Origin of the sequence: Hyphococcus sp., assembly GCF_965267305.1 — a bacterium.
Classification (GTDB): Bacteria; Pseudomonadota; Alphaproteobacteria; order Caulobacterales; family Parvularculaceae; genus Hyphococcus.
Map to the genome: position 1 here is coordinate 4039882 of NZ_OZ253945.1, position 13912 is coordinate 4053793.

A 13912-nucleotide genomic window follows, 5' to 3' on the forward strand; every position below is an offset into this window, starting at 1 on the left:
CAAGGGCGGAGGGCGATCCCCGATGATGAGACTGGAGCAGTTGAAACTGGCCGTTCTGGCGCCATTTGCGGCGGCGGCCCTTCTTGCCTGCACGACCGTCACGTTGAAAGGTGACGAGAACGAACCGATTGTGGTCAATCTCAATGTCAAAATCGACCAGGAAGTGCGCGTCAAACTCGACCGGGAGATCGAGGATCTGATCGCGCAAAATCCGGACATTTTCTAAGGGGGACGCCGGCATGGAACATTCGATGAAAAAGACGCTTATTATGGCATTCGCTTCTGCGGGGCTTATTCTGGCGGCCGCGACGCCGGCAGCCTCGGCGGCGAGCGCGCTTGTCGAAAACGCCAAGGACAACTGCATTGTCGGCGAGCAGGCCGACGGCTATCTCGGCGTCGTCAGCGGTGAATCCGCGAGCGCGGAATTGCAGCGCGAGATCCGCGACATCAATCAGCAGCGCAAAACGGTCTACGCCAATCTCGCCAAGCGCAATGGCGTGACCATCGAGGTTACAGCGGCGCTGACCGCGGAAAAACTCATGAACCAGGCGACCAGCGGCCAGTGCGTGCGGCTGTCTTCCGGCGAATGGGTCAAGCGCTAGCGCTCTCTCGCAACCTCTCCAGCGGCGCCTCGCCACGGCCCGCAGGTCGGCCCGAGGATAAAGTCGACCATGGCGTCGATCCCTTGGGCCATCCGCATGCGCGGCGCCTGCTGTGAAGGCGGGAGTTTGGCTCCACGCTTAAAGCATGGGGATTTGAGTCTCTTTGCGGCGAAACCCGCACCCCGATGACGGGAAAAACACCTCAAAAGTGTTGAATTCTTCAATATTTTCCAGCGTTGGTGAATAGTTATCCCCCGCTTCCGGCCTTCGATTATCATGCGCGCATGTCCGGTCCGTTATGACTCCCGGCGTTTAGGAAGGCGAATTGCAATGATGAAAACCATCCCCGCAAAAGCTGTTGAGCAGAAACGGCCAAATGGCGCCACATTTTGCTGCAGCCCGGTAAAAACGCCGATGAAAAGCATCGAGACGACGGCGAAGTCGGGATTGTTTCACGGGCGCGCGGCTGGCGGCGCCTGCCTTCCACAACAATCGCGGCAGTCAGGAGCGGACGAATCAGGGATAAGGATTGCCGCCAGTTTTTGAAAGTTCCTGTTCATGTCCGAAGCTCCGAAATTCGACCAAACCGATCTGACGCCGCCGGACGGCGATGATCCCGACGCGCTGGCCCTGTCGGCGCTCCTGTCGTCCCGGGTCTGTCACGATCTCATCAATCCTGTCGGCGCCTTGAGCTCCGGTCTTGAGGTGCTGGACGATCCCTCCATGGAAGGCGCCATGCGCGAGGCGGCTATGGACCTCATCCGCTCCGGCGCGAAAAAGGCCATTGCGCTCCTTTCCTATGCGCGTCTGGCCTATGGCGCAGCGGGCGGCTTCGGCGCCCAGATCAGCCTCGAGGATGCGCAGAAAGCGCTGGCCGACCTTTTCGAGATCACCAAGGCGGACCTGAAATGGGATATCGGCACGGGGCTTGCCGCCAAGGAGAAGGTGAAAGTTCTGATGGTGCTCGCCTATGCCGCCGCCGATTGCGTGCCGCGCGGCGGGCTCGTCGCCATCGAGGGCGATATCGATAATTTCACCATCAAGGCGACCGGCAAGAAGCTCCTCTTGAACCAGGATCTCGTGCGCGCCCTTGGCGGCGACGCCACGGATGTCACGCCTAAATTGACCCCGGCCCTGATCGCCTCGCGCCTTGTCGACGCGGCTGGCGGCGCCATCAAGGTGGATCGGACCGAAGAAGAGGTGGTTTTCCGGGCGGCGTTTGGAGCTTAAAGCGGGATTAACACATTCCTCACCATGACGTTAATCCCGCGCTAACGTGGGCGGGGCAGAATGGCGGCAGACTCACCAAACGGATTCACTGGTCATGACCGCCTCCAAAACTTGCCTTGTTGTCGATGATTCCGACCTCATCCGGGAAATCGCCGAGCGCATCATCACGGATCTGGGACTGGACGCCGAAGGCGCGGCTGACGCATCCGCCGCGATTGAACATTGCCGGACGGAAATGCCGGCGGCCGTTTTTCTCGACTGGGACCTGCCGTCCATGGGCGCGCTCGATTTTCTGCGCGAAGCAGCGGCGCTCGAAGGAGAGCGTCCGGCGATCATACTCTGTGCGACGGAAAACGATCATGAGCAATTCAAGCTCGCCAAGGCGGCGGGAGCGGCCCATCATATTCTCAAGCCCTTCGACAAGGGCGCGGTGGCGGCGAAGCTGGCTGAAATCGGCCTTATCGATCCAATTGCACAGGCTGCGAACAGTTGAGCGGTCTGAAATAATCAGTCCTGCCCGCAAATTGTCATAGTGCCGTCATGGCGAACGGGTTTATCTGCCTTCCATGTCGCTGATCCAGCTTATCGTCCTCGCCATCATTCAGGGGATTACGGAATTCCTGCCGATCTCCTCATCGGCGCATCTGATACTGGCGCCGCTCGCTGTGAAGGACTGGACGGATCAGGGTCCGCTCATCGACATCGCAGCGCATGTGGGATCGCTGGTGGCGGTGCTACTCTATTTCCGGTCGGAGACGGCGATGCTGTTCCGCGGGGGGGTCGATACGATCCGGTTCCGTGCAAGCGACGACCGCAAACTGTTTTTGTTTATCGCTGCAGCGACCATTCCAACGCTGGTCCTGGCCGCAGTTTTTGTGCTCGCCGACATCACCGACGCGTTGCGCTCTCCTATCGTGATCGGCTGGACCAGCATCCTCTTCGGCGTTCTGCTTTGGATTGCCGATCGGTCCAAGGGCGCGCGCGAAGGGCTTGAAAACATCACCTGGCGCGATGCGCTCACCATCGGTCTTGCACAGATGATCGCGCTTGTGCCCGGCGTGTCTCGGTCCGGGATCACCATGACCATGGCGCGTTTTCTAGGGATGGCGCGGACGGAGGCGGCGCGCTTTTCCATGCTCCTCGCCATTCCAACCATTTTGGCGCTGGGGTTTTTCGCCGCTATCGAGATTGCGCGCGAAGGCGCGGGCGCAACCATGTCCGCCGCCCTCATCGTCGCCGTTCTTTCCTTCATCTGCGCCTATGCGGCGATCGCCGCGCTCATGCGACTTACGCGCTCCATCAGCTTTACGCCCTTCGTGATCTACCGCGTGATCTTCGGGATCATCCTGCTGGCGATGGCGGGAAGCCTGGTTGCAGGCTGAGACGCCCCGAGAGCGCCGCAAAAACGTCTTGGCATTGGCGTCTTTTCTGGCCATGACTTTGCCCCGTGACTGCTGAAAGTTTTTTATGGACGCCTCGCTTCTAAACTCCGCGCCGATTACTGCCGACGGCGTGCGCGCCGCCGCCGGGCGCTTGTCGGGCAAGGCTGTGCGCACGCCGCTACTTGAAAACCAGACGCTCAACGACATCGCCGGCGGGCGCGTTCTTCTGAAGGCGGAAGTTCTCCAGCACTACGGCTCCTTCAAATTCCGCGGCGCCTACAATCTGATTTCGCAACTCAGTGAAGAAGAGCGTCGGCGCGGCATTCTCGCCTGGTCGTCGGGCAATCACGCGCAAGGGGTCGCGCTCGCGGCGCGCATGGCCGGCGCCCACGCGACCATCATCATGCCGGCCGATGCGCCCGCCATCAAAACCGGCAATGTGAAAGCGCTTGGCGCCGAGATCATTTTTTACGACCGCTACAGCGAGGATCGCGAAGAGATCGCCGAACGCATCATCGCCGAAAAAGGCATGGTGCTGGCGCCGTCCTTCGATCATCCGCACATCATCGAAGGGCAAGGCACGGTGGCTCTCGAAACCTTTGATGAGGCGCAGGCGAGGGGCCTTTCGCTTGACGCCTTTATCGTCTGCTGCGGCGGGGGCGGCCTCACTTCCGGCTGCGCGCTCATTCTTGAGGATGCGTCGCCGGAGACGGATGTCTGGATCGCCGAGCCCGAGGGCTTTGACGAGACCTGGGCGTCGATCCGCGACGGCGTGCGCCACCGTGCCGATGTAACCCGCCGCACTATCTGCGACGCCATCGCGTCGCCTGCGCCGGGGCGGCTCACTTTGCCCATCATGGAGCGGCTCGTCCGGGGCGGGCTCACAGTCACCGAAGAAGACGTCCGTAGGGCGATGATTTTCGCCTGGCGGGAGCTGAAACTGGTGGTGGAGCCGGGCGGGGCGGCGGCGCTTGCCGGGCTTCTCTCCGGCAAATTCGACGCGAAGGCCAAGGTCACGGCCCTGACGCTCTCCGGCGGCAATGTGGACGCGCCGCTTTTCGCCGCGATTCTCGAGGATCGGGCTCTGCCGTCTTCCTGAACTCTCTTCCCTCGCAGTTGTTAACAATTCTGTGTGGGGAAAAGACGGTCATTGAATTGTTATAATGTATCCCCATATCGGGACTGTCGGAAAATGGCGGTTTCGCCATGAAACGGTCAAAGCATCGCCGTTTCCGACCGGTAAAGAAAATCATCGGATTTTCTTCTCCGGCGTTCACGGTTTGCTAGCCAGTTTCCCTGCAAAATCAGCAATACGCCGGATCTGAAAGATCTGACAAAGGATACAAGACCCATGACGATGATGAAAAACGGCGCAATTTTTAACGACGGAGAGCAACTGCCCCTGTCTGCGCGCGATTTCGCAGAGCTGGGGGGGCGCAAGCTCGTTTACATCCGCACGGTCGCCGCGCGCGATGTGCTTGATGACCTTATCGACGAAGACGGCGAGCTGACGATCGACATTGCTGACGACGATATTCTCTATTCGGTGCATTCTTCCAGCGGCGAGCGGCTTGCGCTCGTCGGCAACCGCGATCTCGCTTTTGCGGCGGCGCGCCAATATGAGATGAACCCTGTCAGCGTGCACTGACGATCCAGGTCCGCTTTCTTCTCAGACTATCCGTCAGTTTTAAGCTGCGTGGTGCTTTTGATCCGCAGTGGCGATGGCGAAAAGCGCTTCCGCTGAATCGGCGCCGCGCAAAGCCTCGCGAGCATGTTCATCGCGCAAAAGACGAGATACTTTCGCGAGTGCTTTCAAGTGCGCCGCCGTGGCGTTCGCCGGCGCGAGCAGCATGAAAACGAGATCCACCGGCTGATCGTCGAGGGCGTCAAAGCTCACAGGTGTTTCAAGCCGCGCGAGCACGCCGACGATCTTGCTCAGTCCGTCAATTTTCCCATGGGGAAGGGCGACGCCGTCTCCAACTCCTGTTGAGCCTAGCTGCTCGCGTTCGAGAAGGGTCGTCATGATGTCCGAGGCCGGACGGTCGATCAGACCGGCCGCCTTGTCCGCAAGCGCCTGCAGCGCTTCGCGCTTGCAGTTCACCCTGAGATTGTGGATGACGCCCTTAGGGCTGAGAAGGTCTTCAAGTCCCATTACGCTCACGCAAATACTTCACTGGCTCTACGCCGCTCCTGAATAATTCAAGCTGCTGAGAAGTTCCTTAAGTCCGGTCCTTTTGACCAATCGCGTCAGCCCCGGCCATCTGCCGGCGCGCCGCCCTTTAGCCTCAAGAGGCCCCGGGATCAACCCACCCTATATTGCCGTCGCGGCGGCGGTAAACGATATTGATTCGACCGTGAGCCGCATTTTTGAAGACGAGGGCGGGCTGCTCGGCGAGGTCAAGCTGCATGACTGCGGCCCCGACGGTCATTTCCCTGAGCGTGGTCTGGCTCTCAGCCACAATCACTGGGTTCGGGTCGCCCTCAGCGCGGTCATCCTCATCTTCTTCCTCGCCCAGGGGTTGCAGGAGGTAGTAGGACGCGTTTTCCGCCGGCAGCGGCTCCTTGCCGTTGGTGTGGTGATTTTTGAGACGCCTCTTGTAGCGGCGAATGCGTTTTTCCAGCTTTTCCAGGCTTTCTTCAAAAGCGCTGTAGGCGTCTCCTCCTTCGCCATGGGCGGCCAGAAAGACGCCTGAGGCAAGGTGAGCTGTCACGTCGCAGTCAATCAGGTGACGCTCTTTGGAAAAGGTCACCGTCGCTTCCGCGCCGCGATCGAAATATTTGTGAACGCTGTCTTCGAGTTTGTCAGTCACATGGGTCTGCAAAGCGTCGCCAAGATCCATGTTTTTACCGCTGACCTGAATGTCCATTGGACCTCCTGAAACTAACGGCTCTCCCCCGAGATTGCGCCGCCGCCATTATATTGGCTTTGGCAGCGCGGATTAAAGGGTTAGATCGCGGTTTGCAACATCGCCCTGCGGCGCTGGACCGAGGAAGGAATATTCAATGTTTCCCGATACTTAGCAACGGTGCGGCGGGCGATGTCCACGCCCTCGGAGCGCAGAATTTCGACGATCTTATCGTCCGACAGAACAGTGTCCTTAGTCTCGGCCTCGATCATCTCCCGGATGCGGTGGCGGACCGCTTCAGCGGAATGGGCCTCGCCGCCCGAAGAAGAGGCGATGGAGGCCGTAAAAAAGTATTTCAATTCGAAAAGGCCGCGCGGCGTTGCGATATATTTGTTCGAAGTGACGCGGGAGATCGTCGATTCGTGCATTTCGATGGCGTCGGCCACGATCTTCAAGTTGAGCGGGCGCAGGTGCTTGACGCCATAAGCGAGAAACGCATCCTGCTGGCGCACGATCTCGCTCGCAACTTTGAGGATGGTCTGCGCGCGTTGGTGCAGCGACTTTGCAAGCCAGTTGGCGTTAGCGAATTGTTCGGCGATGTAGGTTTTGTCTTTATCGTCCGCGCCATTCACGGATGAAATTTCCGCGTAGTAACGCTGATTAACGAGAATACGGGGGAGGGTTTCGCTGTTGAGCTCGACTTTCCAGCCCCCGTCCTGAGATTTGGTGACGAAGACATCAGGTGCGATCGCCTGCACAACACCGCCGCCATAGGCGTAGCCGGGTTTCGGCGTCAGACCGCGCACTTCAGCGATCATGTCGCGAACATCTTCTTCGTCCGCATTGGTCGCTTTCATGAGGCCTTTCAGATCGCCCTTGGCGAGGAGCTCGATGTTTTCGACAAAAGCCTGCATTGAAGGATCGAAACGATTAGCGTCGATCAATTGAAGTTTAAGGCACTCTTTGAGATCGCGCGCGCCGACGCCGGAGGGATCGAAAGCCGTAATCATCGCATGCGTATTTTCGACGTCGGCAAGTTCAGCGCCGAGACGCTCAGCAATCGCTGGCAGGTCTTCGCGCAGATAACCCGCCTCGTCGATCATGTCGATGATGTAGGCGCCGATGAAAAGCTGCATGGGATCGCGTGTCGCGACCTGCAATTGCTCGGTCAGGTGATCGGCGAGCGAGATTTCCTTTTTCAGCGTCGCGCCGAATTCCTGATCGTCGCTGTCGAGGCTGCGGCCGGAAGACGCCGAAGCCCAGTCATTAGGGCGGTAATCGCCGTAAGCGGCGTCGCTGCCTGAGCTGTTGGGGTCAATGTCGTCATATTCTACGTCGAGCGATTCACGCGCTTCCTTGGCGTCCGCTTGATCCACATCGCCGGAAGTCGCCGCGGGCGTTTCGGCGTCGGCCGATTTTTCGCCCCGCCGTTCGGCAGGGCCGTCGACGGGCGTTTCATCGCGCTCGAGAAAAGGGTTTTGTTCAAGCTGTTCGGCGACATATTCCGAGAGCTCAAGATTGGACAATTGCAACAGCTTGATAGCCTGCTGCAATTGCGGCGTCATCACCAGCTGCTGTGATTGTCTGAACTCGAGTCTCGGAGCTAACGCCACAACGCCCCATGCCTTTCCTTACATCTGGAAGCGGTCGCCCAGGTAAACGCGGCGCACATCCTTGTCGCCGACAATCTCCCCCGGCGCGCCTTCCAGCAGCACTTCGCCTTCGTGAATGATGTAGGCGCGGTCGATGATGTCGAGCGTTTCGCGGACATTGTGGTCCGTGATGAGAACGCCAAGACCGCGGTCTTTAAGATGGGCCACCAGCTCGCGGATTTCCGCGATGGCGAGCGGATCGATGCCTGCAAAGGGCTCGTCCAGCAGCATGAACGAAGGCGCCGTTGCAAGCGCCCGCGCAATCTCCACCCGGCGCCGCTCGCCGCCCGACAGCGCGATCGCTGGAGCGTTGCGGATATGGGTGATGTGAAACTCGTTCAAAAGGTCGTCGATGATCGTCTGCTGCTTGTCCTTGTTGCGTTCGACGAGCTCCACGACGGCGCGCAGGTTCTGTTCGACGGTCATGCCGCGGAAGATCGAGGCTTCCTGCGGCAGGTAGCCGACGCCGAGGCGCGCGCGCTGATACATGGGCAGGTTGGTGACGTCATGGCCGTCGATCATGATGCGGCCGCGATCCGCCGGAATGAGCCCGGTGATCATGTAAAAACAGGTGGTCTTGCCGGCGCCGTTGGGGCCGAGGAGGCCGACGACCTCGCCGCGCTTCACCGACATGGAGACCCCGCGCACCACCGGTCGGCGCTTGAAGGACTTGCCGAGATTCTCGGCCGCCAGCGCGCCGCCGCCCTCGATAACCTTGGGCTTCAGCTTCTTGGGCCGGGACTGGTCCGCAGCGGCCGGAGAGATGTCGTTTGTCGGTTCCATTTTCTCGCTCATTAAGCGCGTCTCTCTTTAAAGTTCAGTGAAGGTTCGCCAAAAGGTTAACGAGCCTTAGGATTGTTCCTCATCCTTGCCGGTGAAAAACAGGCCGCGAATTCGTTTTCCAGCTTCAGGAGTAAACAAAACCTTACCTGTATCGACCCAGTAGGTGATCTTGCCTGCGGACATCACCTGCTTGCCCTGGGTTACGATCACATTCTCAGTCATGACGATGGTGCGGGCCTCATTGTCGAATACAGCCCGTTCGCCGGTGATCGCCTCTTCGCCGTTTGAATAGCGCACCGAGCCGATCGCGGTGATGGTCTCGAAATCTCCCTCATCGGTCAGCACGGCCTCAAGGCGTTCCGAGGTCAGGATGGCGGGCCCTTGCACGACCCGGACATTGCCGGTCCAGACGGCGAAATTGTCCTGAAATTCCGCGGCGTCCCCCGTGATGTCGATGGGTTCGTTGCTGTCCTGCGCGGCGATCAGCTGGGCGGCGGCCGGGGCCATGGCGCTTGTGAGGAAGGCGATCACGGCGAGACAGGTTTTCTGCATCATTGCGGGTTCTCGATATCCACGTCTTTCAAGGCCGGTTTGTCGCCGACGTCGTTATTGGTTTCAATGCCTTCGTTCTTCGGAACCGCATTCTTCGGGTAAATGCGCATATGCACATTGCCCTCGAAAACAACGCGGCCGTCCGCATTATAGGCTTTCATGCGTTCCGCCGTGAGCTCGCGGCCGTCCGGTCCTTCGCCGCCAACGCCTGTATCACTGGTGACGATCTCGTCTTTGATGGAAACCGTCGCGGAGGGAGCGCGGAAAATATAAACCTCCGAGCCCACTTCGTGCTGCAATGTCACCTGGTCCTCAAGCTCGAGAATATTGACGTCCGAGCGGTAGACGCCTTTGTCTGCGCTCACAACGGTCGACCCGTTATTTACGCCCTGAACCGCATGGGGGCGCTCCAGTGAGACCACGTCTTTCACATTGGTGTTCTGACGGGCTGCCTCGGCGGTGATTTCGAAAGGCTTGCCCTTGTTGTCGATGCCGGCGAAGCGGGGGCTCGCCATGCTGAGCTCCTCAGCGGACGCATCGATGTCCTTGAAGTCGTCGAGGAACGCATCGTCCACGTCATTCGAGCGGGTGTTGAAGAGAAAGGCGGCGACGAGGACCAGCGCAAGGATTGGCAGCGCAATGCGCAGACGACGGACGAGCCGGGAGCGGGCGGCGGCCTTGTCGCCGGTCGTGCGCGCCTGAGAAGGCAAGCTGTCGAGAGCGCGCCGCCGCGACGCTAGCTGCGTCGGCTCCAGCGGTTTTTTCTCATCGGTGACGACCGTCGTCATATCCCCGCGCGATTTCCCATAAATTCCAATAGTTTCAATATCGGATAGCAGCCCCCGCCACCCAACCTTTCATATAGTCGCGCGGGCGCTTGAGGGAAGCAAGAGGCGCGAATTTCGTCGTAAAATCCGGCCTTTTCAGGGAGAAACCCTAGGAGTGGGCGAAAATATCGGTCTCCGGCCAGCCGGCGAGATCGAGGGCCGCCCGGACGGGAAGGAAGGCGAAGCAGGCGTCGGCCAGGGCGGAGCGGCCTTCCCGGGCGAGCATGGCGTCGAGCTTTTCCTTCAGGGCATGAAGGTGGAGGACGTCCGAGGCGGCATAATCGATCTGGGCCTCGGAGAGCTGATCGGCGCCCCAGTCGGAGGATTGCTGCTGCTTCGAGATTTCGATGCCGAGAAGTTCTCTGGAGACGTCTTTGAGGCCATGCCGGTCCGTATAGGTGCGGCAAAGCTTCGAGGCGATCTTGGTGCAGTAGACAGGCCCCGTGTCCACGGCGAGCCATTGCCTGAAAGCAGCGACGTCGAAGCGCGCGAAATGGAAGATCTTGAGAACCTTCCTGTCTGACAGCAGCGCCTTGAGACGCGGCGCGTCATAGGTCTTGCGATTGAGCTGAACCAGATGAGCATGGCCATCGCCCGATGACAGCTGCACGACGCATAAGGGGTCCCGGTGGGGAATGAGGCCCATGGTTTCCGAATCGACCGCGACGACAGGCCCGAGATCGAGCCCTTCGGGAAGGTCGCCCTTGTGCAGATAATTCGTCATGCCGTCTTTCTTAGCCTGCGTTCAGGTTTGTCCGCCAGCGCTCATAAACTTTGCCGCCGGAATAGTGAAGGCGCGATTAAGCGGTTTTGCGGACGATCACGGACCCGGCCGAATATCCCGCTCCGAAACCGCAGATGACGCCGATCTCGCCCGGTTTAAAATCGTCCTTGTGCTTATGAAATGCGATGATCGAGCCCGCCGATGAGGTGTTGGCGTATTCGTCTAGGATCACCGGGGCCTCCTCGCGGGTGGCGTCCCGGCCCAGCACTTTCCGGGCGATGAATTCGTTCATGGCGAGGTTCGCCTGATGCAGCCAGAAGCGTTTGACGTTTTCAGGCGCCACGCCCACATCGCCGAGATGGCCGGCGATCAGCTCGCTGACCATTGGCACCACTTCTTTGAAGACCTTGCGACCTTCCTGCATGAACAGTTTATCGGTCACAGGGTTGGTCTGTGGATCGGCGGGTTCGCCGGTTTCCCGCTCGCAATGATTGAGGAAGCCGAAATTGTTCCGGATGTTGTTTGAGAATTTGGTCTTGAGCCGTGTCCCGAGAATGTCCCAGGCTTCGCCCGCCGGGGCGCCGTCGGCGCGCTCTAGGATCACGGCCGTCGCCACATCGCCGAAAATGAAATGGCAGTCGCGATTGCGGAAGTTGAGATGCGCCGAACAGATTTCCGGATTGACCATGAGGATGCGGCGCGCGCCGGCGCGAATGAGGCCAAGCCCGGTTTCAATGCCGAAGGCGGCCGAGGCGCAGGCGACATTCATGTCGAAAGCAAAGCCGTCAATGCCGAGCGCGTCCTGAATTTCGACGGCGATCGCGGGATAGGCGCGCTGCATGTTCGAGGCCGCGCAGATGACGCCGTCAATGTCGCCGGGCTTCAGGTCAGCCGACCGCATGGCTTCGCGCGCGGCGGTCACCGCCATTTCCGCCAGCACCGATAATTCTTCATTGGCGCGCGGCGCGACTTTCGGCGCCATGCGCGCGATGTCGAGAATGCCGTCCTTCTCAATCACGAAGCGCGCCTTGATGCCTGACGCCTTTTCGATGAACTCCGATGACGACGGCTGCAAGGGTGCGATATCGCCTGCTGCGATCGCCGCCTCGTTCTTTCTGTTGAAGTCCTCAACATAGGCGTTGAAGGCCGTCACCAGTTCGTCGTTGGAGATCGAGTGGGGCGGGGTGTAAAGGCCGGTGGCGACAATGCGCACGCCGGCGGAATCCTGCGACATGGTTGGGCGTTCCCTCAAGAGGTTGGTTTGGCGGCAATTTGCGCCCATTGGGCGGGCTGTGCAACCGCCTAGGCTTTCTTGGATTTCCGGGGTTTCCGGGCCAGTTTCTGGACCGCCTTCTTGCGCGGGCAATGGTCCTCATGGTCGTTGACCATGCCCACAGCCTGCATGAACGCGTAGACGATGACAGGGCCGCAGAATTTGAAGCCCCGTTTCTTGAGTTCCTTCGCCATCGCTTCGGCTTCGGGGCAGGTCGTCTGGTGACCGCGATAGTTCCTGAGGCGGTTGACGATGGGTTCTCCGCCGACAAAGTCCCACAGAAACCCCGAGAACCCGCCCGGTTCGCTTTCCATCATGTCGAGATAGATGCGGGCGTTGCCAACCGCGGCGTTGATCTTTGTTTTCGAACGGATGATGCCTTCGTCCTGCATCAGCCTTTCGATTTTCTTAGGCGTGTATCGTGCGATCTTTTGCGGGTCGAAGCCGTCGAACGCTTTGCGGAAATTCTCGCGCTTATAGAGGATCGTGCGCCAGGAAAGACCAGCCTGGAAACCGTCGAGAATTAACTTTTCGAACAGCGCCCGGTCGTCATATTCCGGCACGCCCCATTCCTTGTCGTGATAATCGCGATAGACTTTATCGTCGAGCGGCGCCCAAAGGCAGGGCGCTTCGGCGCCGGCGGATTTGGCCACGGAAAACCTCTTTGAGAATTTTGCGTTAGGTAAAGCCGCCGGCGTCCAAAAATCAACATGAAGCAATCAATATTCAAATGTGGGCAAAGCGTCGAAGTCCGGCGCCGAAAGAAGGCGAACAGCGCCGTAATTGCGGTCGATCGCCAGAGAGGAGATATCGACGGAAACCAGCCGGTTGCCGACTGCGCCAAGGCCTCCGACCGAAAGGATCGCCGTATCGAAGCGTCCGGGATCGGCGAGAATGATGTCGAACATGTCGGCGACCTTGTCGCCATTCTCATTCACCACGGACGCGCCAAGGAGCTCCGACATGCTCATGAGGTTGCCGGGATTTTCCATCAAGCCCGCTGCGGGCTCATACGCGAGCGACTCGGTCATTTGCTTCAATTCGCCGTCCGTCATAGTGACGGTCACGGCGACGCCGCCATCGCCGTGAATGGCGAATGCGAAACGGTCGGCGCTGACGGTGGCCGGCTTGCCGCCAAGTCCGAGAAAGGCGCCGTCTTCGAGCACGACGGCGCGCAACATGCCGTCGGGGGTGAAAAGCAAATCGTCAATAACGGCGATCGCCAGCTTGTCCTCGCCGCGCACGGACTCGCCGATGATATTGCGGGCGGTGAAGCCGCGGGCGTTGCTCTGCGACAGCTCGTTTTCGATGAAGTCGCCCGCAGCGTCTGCGGCCTCGCCGGCGGCGGCCGAAATTTCTTCGCCGACGCGGGCGGCTCCTTCCTCAATATCCTCCGCGCCTTCCTCGACGATTTCGCCGGCTTTCGGATCGTTCTCCACGGCTTCGTCGCGGGCGCAAGCAACAGCGAGCATCGAGCTGGCGGCGAGCAATATTGCGTATTTCATCCTGTTCCCCCTTTTCCTGAATTGATAGGGCGACGCCCCATTCCGGGCGTCGCCAAACAAACAGAAGAACGGGGCTCCGGTTCCCCTCAGATATGATGGAACAATTTCAGCAGCCAGAAGATCAAGATAAGGACCTGAATCACGAAAAAGGCGAAGCGAAGGAAGACAAACAGCCGGTTGGTGGAAATGAGATGCGCTGCAGACTGAGCAATCCGTGCGCCGAGGAAGATGTAGGCGAGACCGTCAGTCATGGCGTTCTGTCCCGTGGCAATCGCATAAAGCAGGACCGCCGCAACGAGGCCCATATTCTCATAACAATTGGCGTGGGCGCGGGTAAGGCGTTTTGCGAAACCTTCCATATCGTCGCCGGAAGGGGCGAAGGAGTTCGACGCGCGCTTTCCCTGCATGACGAGGGACGTGCGCACGAAAGCAAGGCATAACAACAATACGATAAACCAGGACGCGTAGCCGAGAAGCGCGGTTGCTGTGGGCGTCATGACGGTTCCTCCTTGTTATTGTGATCGTCAGACCACCGA

19 protein-coding genes are annotated in these 13912 nt (G+C 59.5%); 8 read left to right on the forward strand and 11 right to left on the reverse strand.

Annotated elements, in window-relative coordinates; all coding sequences use genetic code 11:
• The first annotated feature begins 22 nt into the window (after positions 1-22).
• The 8 genes from ACQY5P_RS19585 to ACQY5P_RS19620 all read left to right on the forward strand — a co-directional run bounded on the left by ACQY5P_RS19585 (position 23) and on the right by ACQY5P_RS19620 (position 4862).
• Positions 23-226, forward strand: a complete 204-nt coding sequence (locus ACQY5P_RS19585) for a YnbE family lipoprotein (RefSeq protein WP_428408562.1) — start codon at positions 23-25, stop codon at positions 224-226.
• Between the two features lie 25 nt (positions 227-251).
• Positions 252-602 (forward strand): YdbL family protein, encoded by a 351-nt coding sequence (locus tag ACQY5P_RS19590; protein ID WP_428408563.1) that lies wholly within the window; start codon positions 252-254, stop codon positions 600-602.
• Positions 603-932: 330 nt separating this feature from the next.
• Complete coding sequence (locus ACQY5P_RS19595) at positions 933-1148, forward strand: hypothetical protein (RefSeq protein ID WP_428408564.1); 216 nt, start codon at positions 933-935, stop codon at positions 1146-1148.
• Between the two features lie 12 nt (positions 1149-1160).
• Positions 1161-1832 (forward strand): histidine phosphotransferase family protein, encoded by a 672-nt coding sequence (locus tag ACQY5P_RS19600; RefSeq protein WP_428408565.1) that lies wholly within the window; start codon positions 1161-1163, stop codon positions 1830-1832.
• Between the two features lie 94 nt (positions 1833-1926).
• On the forward strand, positions 1927-2325 hold the full coding sequence (locus ACQY5P_RS19605; RefSeq protein ID WP_428408566.1) for a response regulator: 399 nt from the start codon (positions 1927-1929) through the stop codon (positions 2323-2325).
• A gap of 73 nt (positions 2326-2398) precedes the next feature.
• Entirely contained in the window at positions 2399-3214 is an 816-nt protein-coding gene (locus tag ACQY5P_RS19610; RefSeq protein WP_428408567.1) for an undecaprenyl-diphosphate phosphatase, read from the forward strand.
• An 85-nt stretch (positions 3215-3299) separates the two neighbouring features.
• Complete coding sequence (locus ACQY5P_RS19615; protein ID WP_428408568.1) at positions 3300-4313, forward strand: threonine ammonia-lyase; 1014 nt, start codon at positions 3300-3302, stop codon at positions 4311-4313.
• Between the two features lie 252 nt (positions 4314-4565).
• On the forward strand, positions 4566-4862 hold the full coding sequence (locus ACQY5P_RS19620) for a DUF1150 family protein (protein ID WP_428408569.1): 297 nt from the start codon (positions 4566-4568) through the stop codon (positions 4860-4862).
• 39 nt (positions 4863-4901) lie between these two features.
• Here ACQY5P_RS19620 and ACQY5P_RS19625 read toward each other — a convergent pair whose 3' ends face one another.
• From ACQY5P_RS19625 to ACQY5P_RS19675, 11 genes are all read right to left on the reverse strand, one after another.
• Positions 4902-5366: a PTS sugar transporter subunit IIA gene (locus ACQY5P_RS19625; protein ID WP_428410696.1), complete on the reverse strand. Its 465-nt coding sequence runs from the start codon at positions 5364-5366 to the stop codon at positions 4902-4904.
• Between the two features lie 133 nt (positions 5367-5499).
• Positions 5500-6081: a ribosome hibernation-promoting factor, HPF/YfiA family gene (gene hpf, locus ACQY5P_RS19630; RefSeq protein ID WP_428408570.1), complete on the reverse strand. Its 582-nt coding sequence runs from the start codon at positions 6079-6081 to the stop codon at positions 5500-5502.
• A gap of 80 nt (positions 6082-6161) precedes the next feature.
• Complete coding sequence (rpoN, locus tag ACQY5P_RS19635) at positions 6162-7673, reverse strand: RNA polymerase factor sigma-54 (RefSeq protein WP_428408571.1); 1512 nt, start codon at positions 7671-7673, stop codon at positions 6162-6164.
• A gap of 18 nt (positions 7674-7691) precedes the next feature.
• A complete protein-coding gene (gene lptB, locus ACQY5P_RS19640) occupies positions 7692-8507 on the reverse strand; it encodes an LPS export ABC transporter ATP-binding protein (RefSeq protein ID WP_428408572.1) in 816 nt (271 codons plus the stop codon).
• Between the two features lie 54 nt (positions 8508-8561).
• On the reverse strand, positions 8562-9050 hold the full coding sequence (locus tag ACQY5P_RS19645; RefSeq protein WP_428408573.1) for an LptA/OstA family protein: 489 nt from the start codon (positions 9048-9050) through the stop codon (positions 8562-8564).
• Positions 9047-9835: an LPS export ABC transporter periplasmic protein LptC gene (lptC, locus tag ACQY5P_RS19650; RefSeq protein ID WP_428408574.1), complete on the reverse strand. Its 789-nt coding sequence runs from the start codon at positions 9833-9835 to the stop codon at positions 9047-9049. The genes ACQY5P_RS19645 and lptC overlap by 4 nt, the downstream gene beginning before the upstream one ends.
• A 148-nt stretch (positions 9836-9983) precedes the next feature.
• Complete coding sequence (locus tag ACQY5P_RS19655) at positions 9984-10598, reverse strand: ribonuclease D (protein ID WP_428408575.1); 615 nt, start codon at positions 10596-10598, stop codon at positions 9984-9986.
• Between the two features lie 76 nt (positions 10599-10674).
• A complete protein-coding gene (locus ACQY5P_RS19660) occupies positions 10675-11832 on the reverse strand; it encodes a beta-ketoacyl-ACP synthase III (protein WP_428408576.1) in 1158 nt (385 codons plus the stop codon).
• 68 nt (positions 11833-11900) lie between these two features.
• On the reverse strand, positions 11901-12524 hold the full coding sequence (locus ACQY5P_RS19665) for a DNA-3-methyladenine glycosylase I (RefSeq protein ID WP_428408577.1): 624 nt from the start codon (positions 12522-12524) through the stop codon (positions 11901-11903).
• 66 nt (positions 12525-12590) lie between these two features.
• On the reverse strand, positions 12591-13376 hold the full coding sequence (locus tag ACQY5P_RS19670) for a hypothetical protein (protein WP_428408578.1): 786 nt from the start codon (positions 13374-13376) through the stop codon (positions 12591-12593).
• An 86-nt stretch (positions 13377-13462) separates the two neighbouring features.
• A complete protein-coding gene (locus ACQY5P_RS19675) occupies positions 13463-13873 on the reverse strand; it encodes an MAPEG family protein (RefSeq protein WP_428408579.1) in 411 nt (136 codons plus the stop codon).
• Positions 13874-13912: the final 39 nt, after the last annotated feature.

Excerpts from the sequence above, each read along its gene's own strand:
- ACQY5P_RS19585 (WP_428408562.1), top strand. The coding sequence starts at position 23 with ATGATGAGACTGGAGCAGTTGAAACTGGCCGTTCTGGCGCCATTTGCG.
- ACQY5P_RS19590 (WP_428408563.1), top strand. The coding sequence starts at position 252 with ATGAAAAAGACGCTTATTATGGCATTCGCTTCTGCGGGGCTTATTCTG.
- ACQY5P_RS19595 (WP_428408564.1), top strand. The coding sequence starts at position 933 with ATGATGAAAACCATCCCCGCAAAAGCTGTTGAGCAGAAACGGCCAAAT.
- ACQY5P_RS19600 (WP_428408565.1), top strand. The coding sequence starts at position 1,161 with ATGTCCGAAGCTCCGAAATTCGACCAAACCGATCTGACGCCGCCGGAC.
- ACQY5P_RS19605 (WP_428408566.1), top strand. The coding sequence starts at position 1,927 with ATGACCGCCTCCAAAACTTGCCTTGTTGTCGATGATTCCGACCTCATC.
- ACQY5P_RS19610 (WP_428408567.1), top strand. The coding sequence starts at position 2,399 with ATGTCGCTGATCCAGCTTATCGTCCTCGCCATCATTCAGGGGATTACG.
- ACQY5P_RS19615 (WP_428408568.1), top strand. The coding sequence starts at position 3,300 with ATGGACGCCTCGCTTCTAAACTCCGCGCCGATTACTGCCGACGGCGTG.
- ACQY5P_RS19620 (WP_428408569.1), top strand. The coding sequence starts at position 4,566 with ATGACGATGATGAAAAACGGCGCAATTTTTAACGACGGAGAGCAACTG.
- ACQY5P_RS19625 (WP_428410696.1), bottom strand. The coding sequence starts at position 5,366 with ATGGGACTTGAAGACCTTCTCAGCCCTAAGGGCGTCATCCACAATCTC.
- hpf (WP_428408570.1), bottom strand. The coding sequence starts at position 6,081 with ATGGACATTCAGGTCAGCGGTAAAAACATGGATCTTGGCGACGCTTTG.
- lptB (WP_428408572.1), bottom strand. The coding sequence starts at position 8,507 with ATGAGCGAGAAAATGGAACCGACAAACGACATCTCTCCGGCCGCTGCG.
- ACQY5P_RS19645 (WP_428408573.1), bottom strand. The coding sequence starts at position 9,050 with ATGATGCAGAAAACCTGTCTCGCCGTGATCGCCTTCCTCACAAGCGCC.
- lptC (WP_428408574.1), bottom strand. The coding sequence starts at position 9,835 with ATGACGACGGTCGTCACCGATGAGAAAAAACCGCTGGAGCCGACGCAG.
- ACQY5P_RS19655 (WP_428408575.1), bottom strand. The coding sequence starts at position 10,598 with ATGACGAATTATCTGCACAAGGGCGACCTTCCCGAAGGGCTCGATCTC.
- ACQY5P_RS19660 (WP_428408576.1), bottom strand. The coding sequence starts at position 11,832 with ATGTCGCAGGATTCCGCCGGCGTGCGCATTGTCGCCACCGGCCTTTAC.
- ACQY5P_RS19670 (WP_428408578.1), bottom strand. The coding sequence starts at position 13,376 with ATGAAATACGCAATATTGCTCGCCGCCAGCTCGATGCTCGCTGTTGCT.
- ACQY5P_RS19675 (WP_428408579.1), bottom strand. The coding sequence starts at position 13,873 with ATGACGCCCACAGCAACCGCGCTTCTCGGCTACGCGTCCTGGTTTATC.